The following is a 15,166-nucleotide window of genomic DNA, read 5'->3' on the forward strand; positions in this document are numbered from 1 at the left end:
AAGAGTGGTGCTACGCTTGTAAAAACCAGCGTTGAGCAAAGGAGCGGACATGTCCCCGCGCAAAAGTAAGCCTGCCAACGCTTCAACGAAAAAATCCACCGCCAACAGGGAGGAGGTGGTGTTTCGTTCGCGCAAGGAGCGCCTGAGCGCTGGTGAGCAACTCCGCGCGCGCCTGCCACACGCGTTGCACGCTGAGTGGAAGCCTGCGCGCAAGCACCGTGACCCGATTGAGCTGTTGGAAAAGTCCAACCGCTATCGGTTGCCCAATCTGATACCCGTGCGTTATGGGCGTATGGTGCGCAGCCCGTTCACTTTCTTGCGCGGTTCGGCGAGTCTGATGGCGCACGACCTGGCCATGACCCCGACTACGGGTATTCACGTACAGGCCTGTGGTGATTGTCACCTGTTGAACTTTGGCTTGTTCGCGACGCCTGAGCGCAACCTGATTTTTGATATCAACGACTTCGACGAAACCCTTCCCGCTCCTTGGGAATGGGATGTAAAACGTCTGGCAATCAGTTTTGTGGTCGCAGCACAGGATAACCGGCTTAGCGAAAAGGCAGCGCGGGCTGCCGCAATGGAGTGTGTGCGAGCGTATCGCGAGCGCCTTCGCAAACTGTCTAAATTGAGCCCGCTCGAAGTTTGGTACGACCGCCTGGACGCGCAAATGATCATTGATATGGCGCCCACGGCTGAGATCAAGAAGTTCCGTGAGCAAATCGTAGCCAAGGCCAAAGTGCGGGTCGGTGATTACCTCTATCCCAAGATCAGCAGTGAAGTGGCGGGGCGCAGACGGTTGATCGACCAGCCGCCGATACTTTTTCATGTCGATGAAAAGAATTTCGTCGAGCGCGCCCGTGAGGCACTGCAAGACTATCGACTGTCGCTGCCACATGAGCGGCGGGTGCTCTTCGATCGTTACCGGCTTGAAGACATTGCTGTCAAAGCTGTCGGCATCGGCAGCGTGGGTACCTATTGCTTTGTCGGTCTGTTCTTTTCAGCAGAAAACCACCCGCTGTTGCTGCAATTCAAAGAAGCTTGCCCCTCGGTATTGGCGCCCTATGCCGGCAAGAGTGAGTATGACAACCAAGGCCAGCGTGTGGTGACCGGGCAGCGGCTGATGCAGTCGTCCAGCGATATTTTTCTCGGCTGGACCCGAGGGCAACAGGGCAGGGATTACTTTGTACGTCAGTTGCGCGACATGAAAATGTCGGCTCCGATCGAAGGCATCTCCGCACCGCGCCTGAAAATGTACGCCGAGTGGTGCGGTAGCACCTTGGCACGGGCCCATGCCAAATCAGGCGATGCGGCACTGATCAGTGGCTACCTGGGAAAAACCGACAGCTTCGACCAGGCCATCGGCAGCTTTGCCGTGGCTTACGCCAAGCAAAATGCCAAAGACTATGCCGCGCTGCTGAGTGCGGAAAAATCCGGGCGAATCCGGGCACTGATGGAGGAGGAGTGAGGCTCAGGCGCGACTGAGCATCAAGCCATGCAGCACACCCACGCGCAATCCAGGCTCGGACGGCATCATCTCGGTAATGCCGAAGGCCTTGAACGCTGCCAACATGATTGCCAGACCACCCGGTAGCGCTCGTTGGCGATGGGGCTGCAAGACAGCGAAGCGGCTGCTGTTGACGTGCCCGGCTTCGAGCAGCAGTACCGACAGGCGCAACAAACCACGGTAGGTAATACCGCCTTCACCGCAGTCATTCAAGGCATTGGCCCTTAGTACTTTGGCCAGCATCCGTGCCGTACCTGATGAGCCAATCGCCTGCTGCCAGCCCAGATGCCGGTAACGGCGGGCGACTTTTTCGAACTGCAAGGTGGCGGTGCGCTCGGCGTTCAACAGCGCCTGGGCCGACACTTGGCCGTTGGGGAAAAAGCGCGTGCTCCAGGTGCCGCTGCCAATGCACAGACTTTCAGTCAGCAGCGCTTGACTACCACAGCCGAGAATCAGTTCGGTGGAGCCACCGCCGATGTCCACCACCAGGCGCATGGTATCGGCAGACGGGATGCGATGGCTGACGCCGGCATATACCAGGTGCGCTTCTTCCTCGCCAGAGATGACATCGATGGGGAAGCCCAGGTGGCGTTGGGCATCACTCAAGAAGCGTTTGGCGTTGGCCGCTTCACGCACGGCGCTGGTGGCCACGGCGCGCACGCGTCCAGGTTCGAAACCGCGCAGTTTCTTGCCAAAGCGTGCGAGCGCCTGCCAACCGCGGTCCAGCGCCAATTCATCAAGGGCGCCGTCATGCAGGCCCTCAGCCAGGCACACAGGCTCACGCAAGGATTTCACTTCCTCGATCTGCCATTGGCGGTTTCGTTTGACCGGTTGGCCGATCATCATGCGAAACGCATTGGACCCCAGGTCAATGGCCGCAAACAGAGAGGTGTCGCTTTTCATCGGGTGGTCCTTGCACGTTCATCGGTTAGCGCTCTAAAGCGCCCGCGATGATTTTCCACCCGATAAATGACGTGAAGATGACAGGTTGATTTGTAACCGCAGCCTGGCGGCAGCGCTACGGCCGGAGGACTATTGCTTCTACAGCGGCGAAATGGTCCCTAATGCACCAATACCAATGGCCAGTACCAGAAAGCCAACGACGAAAAGAGCAAGCTTGCCCATAAGCACTCCGAATTGAACAGGAAACAGGCACATGCCTTGTGGTGCCTTTATTGTCGGAGTCTCAGGTTTTCCATTACAGATGCAGATAGCGCAGAAAAATACGGAGCAGAATAAAAACGCCCCGCCCTGAAGCGGCAGGGCGGGGCGTATTAGCGCTCCTTTACGCCAGGTCGAAACGGTCCAGGTTCATCACTTTGGTCCAGGCGGCGACGAAGTCGTTGACGAACTTGTCCTTGGCATCGCTGCTGGCATACACCTCGGCCAGTGCCCGCAATTGGGCATTGGAACCAAACATCAGGTCGACGCGGCTCGCGCTCCATTTCAGTTCGCCGGTCTTGCGGTCGCGGGCTTCGTAGCTGTCATTGGCGCTGGAAGTTGGTTTCCATTCCACGCTCATGTCCAGCAGGTTCTGGAAGAAGTCGTTGGTCAACTGCTCTTTGCGTTGGGTGAATACGCCTTGGGCGTTACTGCCGACGTTATTGCCCAGCACTCGCAGGCCGCCGATCAACACGGTCATCTCTGGCGCGCTGAGGGTAAGCAGTTGCGCCTTGTCCAACAGCAAGGCTTCAGGTCTGACCTTGACCCCAGCTTTGACGAAGTTACGAAAACCATCGGCAGCCGGTTCCAGCAGGCTAAACGACTCGACATCGGTTTGTTGCTGGGAGGCGTCAGTACGACCGGCTGAGAACGGCACCGTAACGTTAAAACCGGCGTTTTTCGCCGCCTGTTCGACACCCGCATTACCGGCCAGCACGATCAGGTCAGCCAAGGAGATCTTCTTGCCGCTGCCCTGTGCGTTGAAGTCGTTCTGGATGCTCTGCAGTTTGCCCAGCACTTCGGCCAGTTGTGCTGGCTGATTGGCTTCCCAGTCTTTCTGCGGTGCCAGACGCAGGCGTCCGCCGTTGGCACCACCGCGCTTGTCCGAGCCGCGGAAGCTCGACGCTGCCGCCCAGGCAGTAGATACCAGTTGCGGCACGGACAGCCCCGAAGCCAACACCTTGGCCTTGAGCGCTGTGGCGTCAGCATCGTTGACCAGGGCATGATCGACTGGCGGGATCGGATCTTGCCAGAGCAGTTCTTCGCCAGGCATTTCCGGGCCGAGGTAGCGCGACAGCGGGCCCATGTCACGGTGAATGAGCTTGTACCAGGCGCGGGCAAAGGCGTCAGACAGTTGCTCGGGATTGTCTTTGAAGCGCCGGGCAATGGGCTCGTAGATCGGATCGAAGCGTAGCGCCAGGTCCGAGGTCAGCATCCTCGGTTCCTGTTTCTTCGACGGGTCAAAAGCGTGCGGGATCCTGTCTGCACCGGCACCGCCTTTGGGGCGCCACTGGTTGGCACCGGCCGGGCTCTTGCTCAACTCCCACTCGAAGCCAAACAGGTTTTCCAGGTACTCGTTACTCCACTGCGTGGGCGTTGACGTCCAGGTGACTTCCAGGCCACTGGTGATGGTGTCAGGGCCTTTGCCGGTGCCGAATGTGTTGTGCCAGCCCAGACCTTGCGCTTCAAGACCCGCAGCTTCCGGTTCGGCGCCGACGTTGTCAGCGGGGCCGGCACCGTGGGTTTTACCGAAGGCATGGCCACCGGCGATCAGCGCTACGGTTTCTTCATCGTTCATGGCCATGCGGCCAAAGGTATCGCGGATGTCCTTGGCTGAGGCGATCGGGTCAGGGTTGCCTTCTGGGCCTTCCGGGTTCACGTAAATCAGGCCCATCTGCACGGCGGCCAACGGATTTTCCAGGTTGCGCTCACCGTTGCCAGTGCGGCTTTCTTGTTCTTGCGGGGACGGTTCGGCCACCAGCGGCGCGTCGCCGGGCGGCTGGGCCTTGCCATAACGGGTATCGCCACCCAGCCACTTGGTTTCTGAGCCCCAGTACACATCCTCATCCGGTTCCCAGACGTCAGCGCGGCCACCAGAAAACCCGAAGGTCTTAAAGCCCATGGATTCCAAGGCAACGTTGCCGGTGAGCACGATCAGGTCGGCCCAGGAGATATTCTTGCCGTACTTCTGCTTGATCGGCCAGAGCAGGCGCCGGGCCTTGTCCAGGCTGACGTTGTCGGGCCAGCTGTTGAGTGGGGCAAAGCGCTGCTGGCCGGAGCCGGCACCGCCGCGGCCATCACCGATGCGGTAGGTCCCGGCGCTGTGCCAGGCCATGCGGATGAACAGCGGACCATAGTGACCAAAGTCGGCCGGCCACCAGTCCTGGGAGTCGGTCATCAGTGCCCGCAGGTCTTGCTTGAGGGCAGCAAAGTCCAGGCTCTTGAAGGCTTTAGCGTAGTCAAAACCCTCGTCCATCGGATCGGACAGGGATGAATGTTGGTGCAGGATCTTCAGGTTCAGCTGGTCGGGCCACCAATCTCGGTTGGTGGTGCCACCGCCAGCAGCATGGTTGAACGGGCATTTTGACTCGTTTGACATGACTGTTTCACCTCTGGATGGACTCACCCCACAATCCGACCCGTTTTGCCAAACGAGTAGAGATGAGTGAAATCAATGACATCGGTTCAAGGCCAGCGCTTCGATCAACGAATCGATGATGGCCATCACGGACAGCTCAGCGGCAATCTCATTATCGGACAGGTGACGTACCGCGAGAAGAACGGCGCAAGCCGCTTTGTTACCGCCTTCCCAGAAGCCATCCGGCCGGATCAGTGCAGCGATAAATATAGGCTAGACGCGGGCAACAGCCAGGGCTAATAGCGCGAGTATTGGGGGCTGATAGAGTCAGTCTTTCAGTGCGAAGCCCCAGGAACCCGTTGGCGCGCGCTGCGCCCAGTTGTCAACTGCGCATTGGCGCTGACCTGAGTGCCCTGCAGCTCAGCAATGCCTGCCGGGACAGCAGGCTCAAGCTCAGGGCCAGTAGGGATTGTCGGTGAACAGGATGCATTCGATACATTACGCTTGCTCTGCGAGATATCGGTCAGCGACTGCAAGGTGCCTGATGCGCTGAGCACACCGAGACGGACCGTCCTGGCAAAGACGGTCCGTCTGGTTTACGTGCTTACTGGGTCTTAAGGTGTTGGTAGGACTTGGCCATGTCCTGTGCCCAGATATTGAGCACCGCCCGGAAGTCGGTGGCTTGTACGACCTGAGAGGAGTTCTCAAGATCGGCGCCGGCTCCCTTGCGAACCACTTCCGCCACCACTTTGTTGCTGGCGCTGTCGATGAATGCGGCTTCTGTGGCGAGGGTGGTGTCCTGGTCGCGGATCCCGGTCGCGGCGCTGACGCCAGCGGCCACCAGGGCGATAGGGATCACTTCATAAGGGCGCAGGCCTTTGGTTGAAGCGCTGACGGCGGTGATGGCCGGACGCACTACCAGGGTTTTCGGGCCAGGGCCGTTAGCCAACGGCAACTCTTTGGCAAAAGCGTTTTTCAAGGCCTGATCGTAATACTGGGTGATGCCTTTGAGGGTGTTTTCAGGCAGCTTTTCGGTCGGTTGCGGCTGCGGGTACAGCTGGCTGGGCTCAAGGTAAACGCTGGTGTAGCGCTTCACATCCACACCGGGTTGAATCCAGCGCATGACTGATGCCCCAGAGGGCGAAGTTTCTTCTTTGAGTTGGCTGTAGTCCTTCAAAAAGCCCGAGTACTGATCGGGTTCGACATACTTACTGGCGCACCCCGACAGCGCGAAAGAAAGCACGCACAACGATGCGGCAAGTGATCTGATTTGCATATGAAGCTCCAGTGTGGTCAGCAGTGACGTCAGCATTGATAAAATTAGTCGGTTTTCTCTAGAAAGCCGACTTTTTTTATAGAAATATCAATGACCAATGCCTGCCTGAAGCTTAGTGCTTTTCTGTTACAGGTCGCCGATGTGGCGCGTCGAGCCGTTGCACTCGCTTTTGTGGGAGCTGGTCTTGCAACCGGTGCAGGCACCGTGCCCTCACTGAAGCCCAATCGATGCCATCGTCAGCAAGGTTGGCTCCCATAAGGGGCAGTGGGTTTGCCCGCGACGGTATCCCTGAAGAGCCGTAAAAAAGGGTTGACCTTCCCAATGTGTCAAGTCGGATAAGCGATCTGGAAGCTGTTTCGTCTCAGCAAATCCAAGTCGACTCCAGCCCGGGAAGGCACAATGATGAAAGGCAAACACATAACCCTGATCACGGCGACGATAGCAGTCGCCCTCATTACCGCTGGATGCAAGGAGACCCAGCCCACTGACGCTGCGGCCAAGCCCCCCAGCGTTCCGGTTGCCGAGGTGATCGTTCGCCCGGTGACGCCCTTTGTCGAGTTCACCGGCTCCCTGAGCGCGGTCAAGCGGGTTGAACTTCGCCCACGGGTCGCGGGCTACATTCAGGAAGTCAGCGTGCCCGAGGGGCGTTATGTTGAGAAAGGCAGCCGGCTTTTTCTCATCGACCCCCGCGTATTTCAGGCTGCAGTGAACGCTGCGACGGCGCGCTTGCGCGAGGCCGAGGCGACATCACAGCTTGCACAAGCCGAGCATGCACGCGCGGAGCAGCTGTTTGCGAAAAAGGTTGTCGCCCGTGACCGCCTGGACACCGCCATCGCCTCACGCAATGCCGGCAAAGCGCAGGTCGACGCCGCCAAGGCAGCGTTGGACGCTGCGCAATTGGACCTGAGTTTCACTCGCGTCACCGCGCCCATCAGCGGCCGCGTTGGTCACACCCTCGTTACCGAGGGCAACTATGTCACCAATGGCGTAACAGCGCTGACCACCATCGTCTCGGTTGATCCGCTGCACGTTTATTTCGATGTCGATGAACGCACCTATTTGCGCTCGCTCGCCCAAGGTCGAAGCAAGCCCGGCACCCCGGCATCACAAGCGCCCAAGGTCATGGTGGCCCTGCTCAGCGACACCACCTATTCGCGCCCCAGTCGTCTCGACTTCCTCGCCAATGCCGCCGATCGTGGAACCGGAACGGTGAGGGTCCGCGCGGTGGTCGACAACCCCGATGGACAATTGACACCGGGTCTTTTTGCCAAGGTCAAACTGGAAACGGGCGCGCCTCAAGAGCAGGTGCTGGTTTCCGATCAATCGATAGGCACTGACCAGGGCAGCCGCTATGTGCTGGTCGTCGGCGAAGGCGACAAGACCCAATACCGGCCCGTGGAGCTGGGGCCGATAGTCGATGGCTTGCGGGTGATCAATCAAGGTTTGCAAGCGGGTGAACGCATCGTCGTCAAAGGCCTGGTACGCCCGGACATGCAGATCACACCACAGGTGGCTGCGATTGATGGTACGCCGATTGAAATGTCACACGCTGTGGGAGTCGCGCCATGACGTTCCCACGGTTCTTCATTGATCGGCCGATCTTTGCCATCGTGCTCTCGATTCTGATGGTGATTGCCGGAATCGTTGCCTTCTTCCAGTTGCCGTTGAGTGAGTACCCGGCAGTAACACCGCCAACGGTGCAAGTAACGGCCGCCTACCCAGGTGCCAACCCCAAGGTAATTGCGGAAACAGTGGCCGCGCCGATTGAGCAGGCAATCACCGGCGTCGAGGGCATGCTGTACATGTCTTCACAATCGGCAACCGATGGTCGAATGATCCTGACCGTCACGTTCGCTCAGGGGACCAATGCCGATATGGCTCAGGTCCAGGTGCAAAATCGGGTCTCGCGGGTACTGTCGCGGTTGCCGGAGGAAGTGCAGCGCCAGGGTGTCATTACGCAAAAGACGTCACCGGACATTCTGATGGTGGTGCACCTGCTGTCGCCCGACAAACGCTACGATCCCCTCTATATCTCGAACTACGCCTACCTGCAGGTGCGCGATGAATTGTCCCGTCTCCCGGGCGTCAGCGATGTGCTGGTGTGGGGAGCTGGTGAATACAGCATGCGCCTGTGGCTCGATCCTAACCTGATCGCCGCACGTGGGCTGACGGCGGGGGAGGTGATTGCCGCGGTACGCGAACAGAACGTGCAGGTGGCCTCCGGCTCGGTTGGCCAGGCGCCGAACTCCACTGCTGCCTTTCAGGTCACGGTGAATACCCTCGGGCGCTTGAGCGACGAGCAGCAGTTCGGCGACATCATCATCCGCACCGGCGACAACGGCCAGGTGACGCGCTTGCGTGATGTCGCCCGCATCGAGATGGGCGGCGATGCCTATGCACTGCGCAGTCTGCTGGACGGCGAGCCAGCGGTGGCATTGCAGATCATTCAAAGTCCGGGTGCCAACGCACTCGATGTTGCCCAGTCGGTACGGGAAACCATACAGCGGCTTGAAGGCAACTTCCCTGCTGGGCTGAGCTCGCGGATCGCCTATGACCCGACAGTCTTCGTGCGCGCCTCGCTCGAAACGGTAGCCACAACCTTGTTGGAAGCGATCTTTCTCGTCGTGATCGTGGTGGTGGTGTTCCTGCGCAGCTGGCGGGCCTCGCTCATCCCCCTGATGGCCGTGCCGGTGTCGCTTATCGGCACCTTTGCGGTCATGCACCTGATGGGTTTCTCGCTCAATACCTTGTCGTTGTTCGGCCTGGTACTTTCGATCGGTATCGTCGTCGACGATGCGATCGTCGTGGTCGAGAACGTCGAGCGGCATATCGAAAACGGCGAGCCGCCTACTCAGGCAGCAAGACGCGCCATGGATGAAGTCACCGGCCCGATCATTGCGATCACCTCGGTACTCGCTGCGGTGTTCATCCCGACCGCGTTCCTGAGTGGTTTACAAGGTGAGTTCTATCGTCAGTTTGCGCTGACGATCGCCATCTCGACCATTCTCTCGGCGATCAACTCGCTGACACTGAGCCCGGCCCTCGCCGGACTCTTGTTGCGCCCGCGCAAAGCTTCAGTCGCCGTCGATCGGCATAGCCCGCGAGGACGCGCTGCTCGCTGGCTGCAGGCACTTGGCCGGCCGTTCCAAAACGCCCCCAACGCCTATGGCAACACCGTGCGCAAGGTGGTGCGGGTTAGCGGGGTGGCGTTGGTGGTGTACGGTGGGCTGCTGGGGCTGACCTACTTCGGCTTTCAGGCGGTGCCGCCGGGCTTCGTGCCGATGCAGGACAAATACTATCTGGTGGCAATCGCTCAACTGCCGAACGCCGCCTCGCTGGATCGCACCGAAACAGTCGTCAAGCAAATGTCGACGCTTGCGCTTGCAGAGCCCGGGGTTGAAAGCGTTGTTGCCTTCCCGGGGCTTTCGATCAATGGCTTTGTCAACGTGCCGAACGCCGCCGTGATGTTTGTCATGCTCGACCCGTTCGAGGATCGCGGAACGGCCGATCTGGGGGCGAACGCCATTGCCGGGCGCCTGCAAGCCAAGTTCGCCAGCATCCCCGATGGCTTCCTCGGGGTGTTCCCGCCACCACCGGTGCCGGGCCTTGGCGCCACCGGTGGTTTCAAGATGCAGGTCGAGGATCGTGCGGGCGCCGGGCTCGAGGCGTTGGTTCAGCAGACTCAGATCCTGATGATGAAAGCGACCGAATCAGGCCAGGTGGCTGGGTTGCTCACCAGTTTTGATATCAATGCACCGCAGCTCGATGTCGTCATCGATCGTACCCAGGTCAAAAGCCAAGGGGTGCGCCTGGCGGATGTGTTCGAGTCGCTGCAGGTCTATCTCGGCTCGCTCTATATCAACGACTTCAACCGCTTTGGTCGCACCTACAAGGTGATGGCTCAAGCCGATGCCGATCACCGCATGCAGGCCGAGGCCATTGGCCGTTTGCAGGTGCGCAACGCCGCAGGGGCCATGTTGCCGTTGTCGTCGTTTGTCACCGTCACACCCAGTTCCGGTCCAGACCGGGTGATTCGCTACAACGGTTACCCGTCGGCGGACATCTCTGGTGGTGCGATGGCCGGGGTGAGTTCCGGGCAAGCAGTGGCACTCATGGAGCAACTGGCCAAGGAAGTGTTGCCGGAAGGCATGAGCTTTGAGTGGACTGACCTGACCTACCAGCAAAAACTGGCCGGTGATTCCGCGCTGTTCATTTTCCCGCTGTGCGTGCTGCTCGCTTATCTGATCCTTGCTGCGCAATACAACAGTTGGCTGCTGCCCTTGTCGGTGCTGCTGATTGTGCCGATGTGCCTGCTCAGCGCGATCATTGGCGTGTGGTGGGTGGGCGGCGACAACAACGTCTTTGTCCAGATCGGGCTTGTCGTGCTGGTCGGTTTGGCCGCCAAGAACGCCATTCTTATCGTCGAGTTCGCGCGCAGTCTTGAAGCCGAAGGCGCCAGCACCCTGGACGCGGTTGTCGAGGCGTGTCGATTGCGTTTGCGGCCGATCCTGATGACCTCGCTGGCCTTTATCGCCGGTGTCGTTCCACTGGCGATGGCCAGCGGCGCTGGGGCTGAGATGCGCCAGGCCATGGGGGTTGCGGTGTTCGCCGGCATGCTCGGGGTGACGCTGTTCGGGTTGTTCCTGACGCCGGTGTTTTATGTGCTGGTCCGGCGCCTCGCGGCCCGCTTCGAGCGGCACGGCTCACCGTCACAGGCGCACATGGAGGAGAGCAGGTCATGAAAGGTCCCATTCACGCCGTGTTGTTACCGCTCAGTGCGCTCATCCTCCTGGCCGGATGCGCGGCGGTAGGCCCAGACTATTCGCCGTCTTCACTGCCGTCATCGCGCTTTCCAGCCAGTTTCGGCGAACCTGCCGCGGGCCTCAACGCCGGGGCGGTTGAGGTCGAGTGGTGGCGGGCTTTCGACGAACCTGCGCTATCGACCCTGATCCAGCGCGCCCTGGCCTCGAATCATGACATCGGCATCGCGGTCGCACGGCTCGAAGAGGCGAAGGCCGTTTTACGTGAGAATCGTCAGGACTTCCTGCCTAGCGGCGGCCCCGCACTCAGCTATGAGAGCTTTCGCCGCAGTGAAGTCGAAACACCGTCCGGCCAGCAGCGGCATATCGAAACCTATCGCGGGGCGGTCGACGCGTCCTGGGAGATTGATCTTTTTGGCCGGGTGCGCCGATCCGTGGAGGCGGCTCAGGCCCAGGCCGGTTCTCGTGAAGCATTGCTGCGCAGTGTGCAGGCAGGGGTCGCCGCTACGGTGGCCGCTACCTGGTTCGAGCTGCGTGGACTGGAAGCTGAACTGGCTGTCGCTGCCGACATCAGCCAAAGCCAGCGTGAAAGCCTGGAAATGGTCGAACGCATGGTGAGTGCCGGCTCTGCCCAAGAACTCGACCGCCTGCGTGCCGAGGCGTTACTGCGCAGTGTTGAAGCGCTGGTGCCGGACCTTGAGCGCCGCCGCGCCGCCTCTTTCAACGCATTGGCAATCCTGCTGGGCGAATCGCCGCAGACATTCAGGCCGCCTGCTGCCAAACCTGGGCGTGAAACGCTGGCCGTTCGCAGCATCGCTGTGGGCGATCCGGCCGGGCTTCTCTCCCGGCGTGCCGACATTGCCGCCGCCGAACGCAACCTCGCTGCAGCGACCGCCCGCATCGGGGTCGAAACGGCCGGTCTCTATCCCGATATCCAGATACGAGGTTCGATCGGGCTGGTCGCAGGGAGTCTTGATGCGATGAGTGATGGGGCGCAGTCCAGTTTCATCGGCCCGGCCATTCGCTGGTCGCTGCTCGATACCGGACGTGTGCGTGCGCGGATCGCTGCCAGCGAGGCCCGTACTCAAGAAGCGTTGATCGTCTACGACCAGACGCTGTTGCGGGCACTGCAGGAAACCGATGATGCCTTCAAAGGCTACGGTGCCGCAGGTGACACGTTAGCGCTGCGCCTGCTGGAGTCAGCCGCCAACCGTGAGGCGGCGCGCCTGGCGCGTGTGCAGTTTATGGAAGGCGAGGGGGTGTACCTGGATGTGCTCGAAGCCGAACGCTCCGATTACGCCAGCCGGCGCGCGCTGGTTATCGCCCGTACCAACCAGCGCCTTGCCGTGGTCAGTATCTACAAGGCACTGGGCGGCGGTTGGGAGCTTTGCACCCAGGCGCAGCACGACTGTACTGGTGCCGCCGGCCTTGCCTACATGCCTGATGCGAAACAAATCACCCCAAGGCCTTGACCTTCCCCTCTTGGGAGGCTTCAAGCTTTGCGTTAACAGTAACACTCAAGGGGTAGTTCAATGACTTCCGTTGCCGCGCAAGCAGATTCCAATTCATCCAAGTCCGCCACCCGCCGCCTGAGCCTGCCGGTCGAAGGCATGACCTGTGCTTCTTGCGTAGGTCGTGTCGAGCGCGCACTCAATGCCGTACCGGGCGTGCATTCGGCTACGGTCAATCTGGCCACCGAACGTGCCGATTTGACCTTTACCGGCGTAGCCGATCCGCAGGCAGCGGTACACGCCATCGAACGTGCGGGTTACAGCGTCCCAGAGCAGACCCTTGAGCTGTCGATCGAGGGCATGACCTGCGCCTCGTGCGTAGGCCGGGTAGAGAAGGCACTCAAACAAGTTCCTGGCGTGCTCGAGGCCACTGTCAATCTGGCCACAGAACGCGCGCAGGTACGTTACCTTGCCGGCACCCTGGCGGTGTCCGACCTTCAAGCAGCGGTCAAACAGGCGGGGTATGCGTCTCGACCGCTGTCCTCGGATACGGCGGATGCTGGCGATCAGGACAGTGAACGTCGTGAGCACGAAGCACGATCGCTGCGCCGTTCGTTGCTGATTGCCGCAGTCCTCACCTTGCCGGTCTTCATCCTTGAGATGGGGTCGCACCTGATTCCTGCCATGCATCACTGGGTGATGGGCGTTCTGGGCCAGCAGATGAACTGGTATGTGCAGTTTGTGCTTGCCACCCTTGTGCTGTTCGGTCCGGGCCTGCGTTTCTTCCAAAAGGGCATACCGGCCTTGTTGCGCGGTGCGCCGGACATGAACTCACTGGTCTCGGTCGGTACCGCAGCAGCCTATGGGTACTCACTGGTCGCAACGTTTGTCCCTGAGGTGCTGCCACAGGGCACCGCCAACGTCTATTTCGAAGCCGCGGCGGTGATCGTGACCCTGATCCTGCTCGGGCGCACGCTGGAGGCGCGCGCCAAAGGCAAGACCTCGCAAGCCATCAAGCGGCTGGTGGGGCTGCAGGCCAAGACCGCACGGGTCGAGCGAGACGGCAAAACCATTGAAATTGCCCTCGATCAGGTAACCGCCGGTGACGTCGTGTTCGTGCGTCCGGGCGAGAAAATTCCGGTCGACGGCGAGGTTGTGGAAGGCGCCTCTTATGTTGACGAGAGCATGATCAGCGGTGAGCCGGTGCCGGTGGCAAAAGGCGTAGGCGCCGAAGTTGTCGGCGGCACGATCAACAAAACCGGTGCGTTCAGTTTTCGCGTGACCAAGGTCGGTGCCAATACAGTGCTGGCGCAGATCATTCGCCTGGTCGAGCAAGCGCAGGGTTCCAAACTGCCGATCCAGGCGCTGGTCGACAAGGTGACCATGTGGTTTGTCCCAGCGGTGATGGCGGCTGCCACGCTGACCTTTCTGGTCTGGCTGTTCTTCGGTCCGGCTCCAGCGCTGACCTTTGCCCTGGTCAACGCAGTCGCTGTACTCATCATTGCCTGCCCGTGCGCCATGGGCCTGGCCACGCCGACGTCAATCATGGTCGGTACCGGCAGGGCGGCCGAGTTGGGTGTTCTGTTTCGCAAGGGCGAAGCGTTGCAGGCACTACGGGATGTGAGTGTTGTCGCCGTCGACAAGACCGGTACGTTGACAAAAGGCCGCCCGGAGCTGACCGATCTGATTACCGCCGAGGGCTTTGAGTATGACGAAGTCCTGGCACTGGTCGCGGCGGTCGAGACCCGCTCCGAACACCCGATCGCCGAAGCAATCGTTGCCGCCGCCCAGCAGCGCGACCTTACCGTCGCCCCCGTCGAGGGCTTCGATGCCACCCCAGGCTTCGGGGTATCGGCCAGTGTCGCTGGCCGAACCATTGCCGTCGGCGCGGACCGTTTTATGACGCACCTTGGCCTGGATGTGACGAGCCTGTTGCCGACCGCACGGCGGCTCGGTGAGCAAGGCAAGAGCCCACTGTACGCCGCAATCGATGGCCGCCTGGCGGCGGTGATTGCAGTCGCCGATCCGATCAAAGAGACCACTCCTGATGCAATCAAGGCGTTGCACGCGCTTGGGCTCAAGGTCGCGATGATCACCGGTGACAACGCGGCGACGGCGGCGGCGATCGCCAAGCAATTGGGTATCGATGAAGTGGCGGCCGAGGTGCTGCCTGACGGCAAGGTTGCGGCCCTGAAGAAATTCCGCAGCGAAGGTGCACGGGTAGCCTTCGTGGGGGACGGTATCAACGACGCACCAGCGCTCGCTGAAGCGGACGTCGGGCTTGCCATCGGTACCGGTACCGATGTTGCGATCGAAGCGGCGGACGTGGTGTTGATGTCAGGTGACCTGCGTGGTGTGCCAAACGCCATCGCCCTCAGCCAGGCGACGATTCGCAACATCAAGCAGAACCTGTTCTGGGCCTTCGCCTATAACGCGGTGTTGATCCCGGTGGCAGCAGGGATGCTGTATCCGTTCAACGGTACCTTGCTTTCGCCGATCTTCGCTGCCGCAGCGATGGCGCTTTCCAGCGTCTTCGTGCTCGGCAATGCGCTGCGGCTCAAGGGCTTGCAGGTGCCCATGTCGGTTGAAGCGCATGCGCAGGCATCGTCGAACGCGGCGCCAGCCTCCACGTCACGCCTGATGAATGAGCATTGA

The 15,166-nt window shown here is 60.5% G+C and carries 9 protein-coding genes; 6 read left to right on the forward strand and 3 right to left on the reverse strand.

Annotated elements, in window-relative coordinates:
* Window positions 1–292: 292 nt before the first annotated feature.
* Window positions 293–1,465: a DUF2252 domain-containing protein gene (locus CX511_RS09510; RefSeq protein WP_409077880.1), complete on the forward strand. Its 1,173-nt coding sequence runs from the start codon at window positions 293–295 to the stop codon at window positions 1,463–1,465.
* A gap of 3 nt (window positions 1,466–1,468) precedes the next feature.
* Here the strand turns inward: CX511_RS09510 and CX511_RS09515 are convergent, their stop codons facing one another.
* On the reverse strand, window positions 1,469–2,407 hold the full coding sequence (locus CX511_RS09515) for a Ppx/GppA family phosphatase (protein ID WP_045180263.1): 939 nt from the start codon (window positions 2,405–2,407) through the stop codon (window positions 1,469–1,471).
* A 382-nt stretch (window positions 2,408–2,789) separates the two neighbouring features.
* The gene (gene katG, locus CX511_RS09520; RefSeq protein ID WP_101292061.1) at window positions 2,790–5,045 is read right to left on the reverse strand and encodes a catalase/peroxidase HPI; all 2,256 of its coding nucleotides are present in this window, start codon (window positions 5,043–5,045) and stop codon (window positions 2,790–2,792) included.
* Between the two features lie 75 nt (window positions 5,046–5,120).
* On the opposite strand from katG, the gene CX511_RS09525 reads away from it, so the two are divergent.
* Window positions 5,121–5,324, forward strand: coding sequence for a hypothetical protein (locus tag CX511_RS09525; RefSeq protein WP_045180267.1), 204 nt, complete (start codon window positions 5,121–5,123; stop codon window positions 5,322–5,324).
* 304 nt (window positions 5,325–5,628) lie between these two features.
* On the opposite strand, the gene CX511_RS09530 is transcribed toward CX511_RS09525, so the two are convergent.
* Complete coding sequence (locus CX511_RS09530) at window positions 5,629–6,300, reverse strand: DUF3313 domain-containing protein (protein WP_045180269.1); 672 nt, start codon at window positions 6,298–6,300, stop codon at window positions 5,629–5,631.
* 402 nt (window positions 6,301–6,702) lie between these two features.
* Here CX511_RS09530 and CX511_RS09535 point away from each other — a divergent pair, with 402 nt between their 5' ends.
* Genes CX511_RS09535 through CX511_RS09550 form a run of 4 tightly spaced genes read left to right on the forward strand, consistent with a single transcriptional unit; the run spans window position 6,703 to window position 15,166 of the window.
* Window positions 6,703–7,869: an efflux RND transporter periplasmic adaptor subunit gene (locus CX511_RS09535; protein WP_052675457.1), complete on the forward strand. Its 1,167-nt coding sequence runs from the start codon at window positions 6,703–6,705 to the stop codon at window positions 7,867–7,869.
* Complete coding sequence (locus CX511_RS09540) at window positions 7,866–11,042, forward strand: efflux RND transporter permease subunit (RefSeq protein WP_045180272.1); 3,177 nt, start codon at window positions 7,866–7,868, stop codon at window positions 11,040–11,042. Before CX511_RS09535 ends, CX511_RS09540 begins: the two co-directional genes overlap by 4 nt.
* The gene (locus CX511_RS09545) at window positions 11,039–12,532 is read left to right on the forward strand and encodes an efflux transporter outer membrane subunit (RefSeq protein WP_045180274.1); all 1,494 of its coding nucleotides are present in this window, start codon (window positions 11,039–11,041) and stop codon (window positions 12,530–12,532) included. Before CX511_RS09540 ends, CX511_RS09545 begins: the two co-directional genes overlap by 4 nt.
* Before the next feature lie 60 nt (window positions 12,533–12,592).
* Window positions 12,593–15,166 (forward strand): heavy metal translocating P-type ATPase, encoded by a 2,574-nt coding sequence (locus tag CX511_RS09550; RefSeq protein ID WP_045180276.1) that lies wholly within the window; start codon window positions 12,593–12,595, stop codon window positions 15,164–15,166.

It is taken from the genome of Pseudomonas sp. S06B 330 (genome assembly GCF_002845275.2).
In the GTDB taxonomy this organism is placed as follows: Bacteria; Pseudomonadota; Gammaproteobacteria; order Pseudomonadales; family Pseudomonadaceae; genus Aquipseudomonas.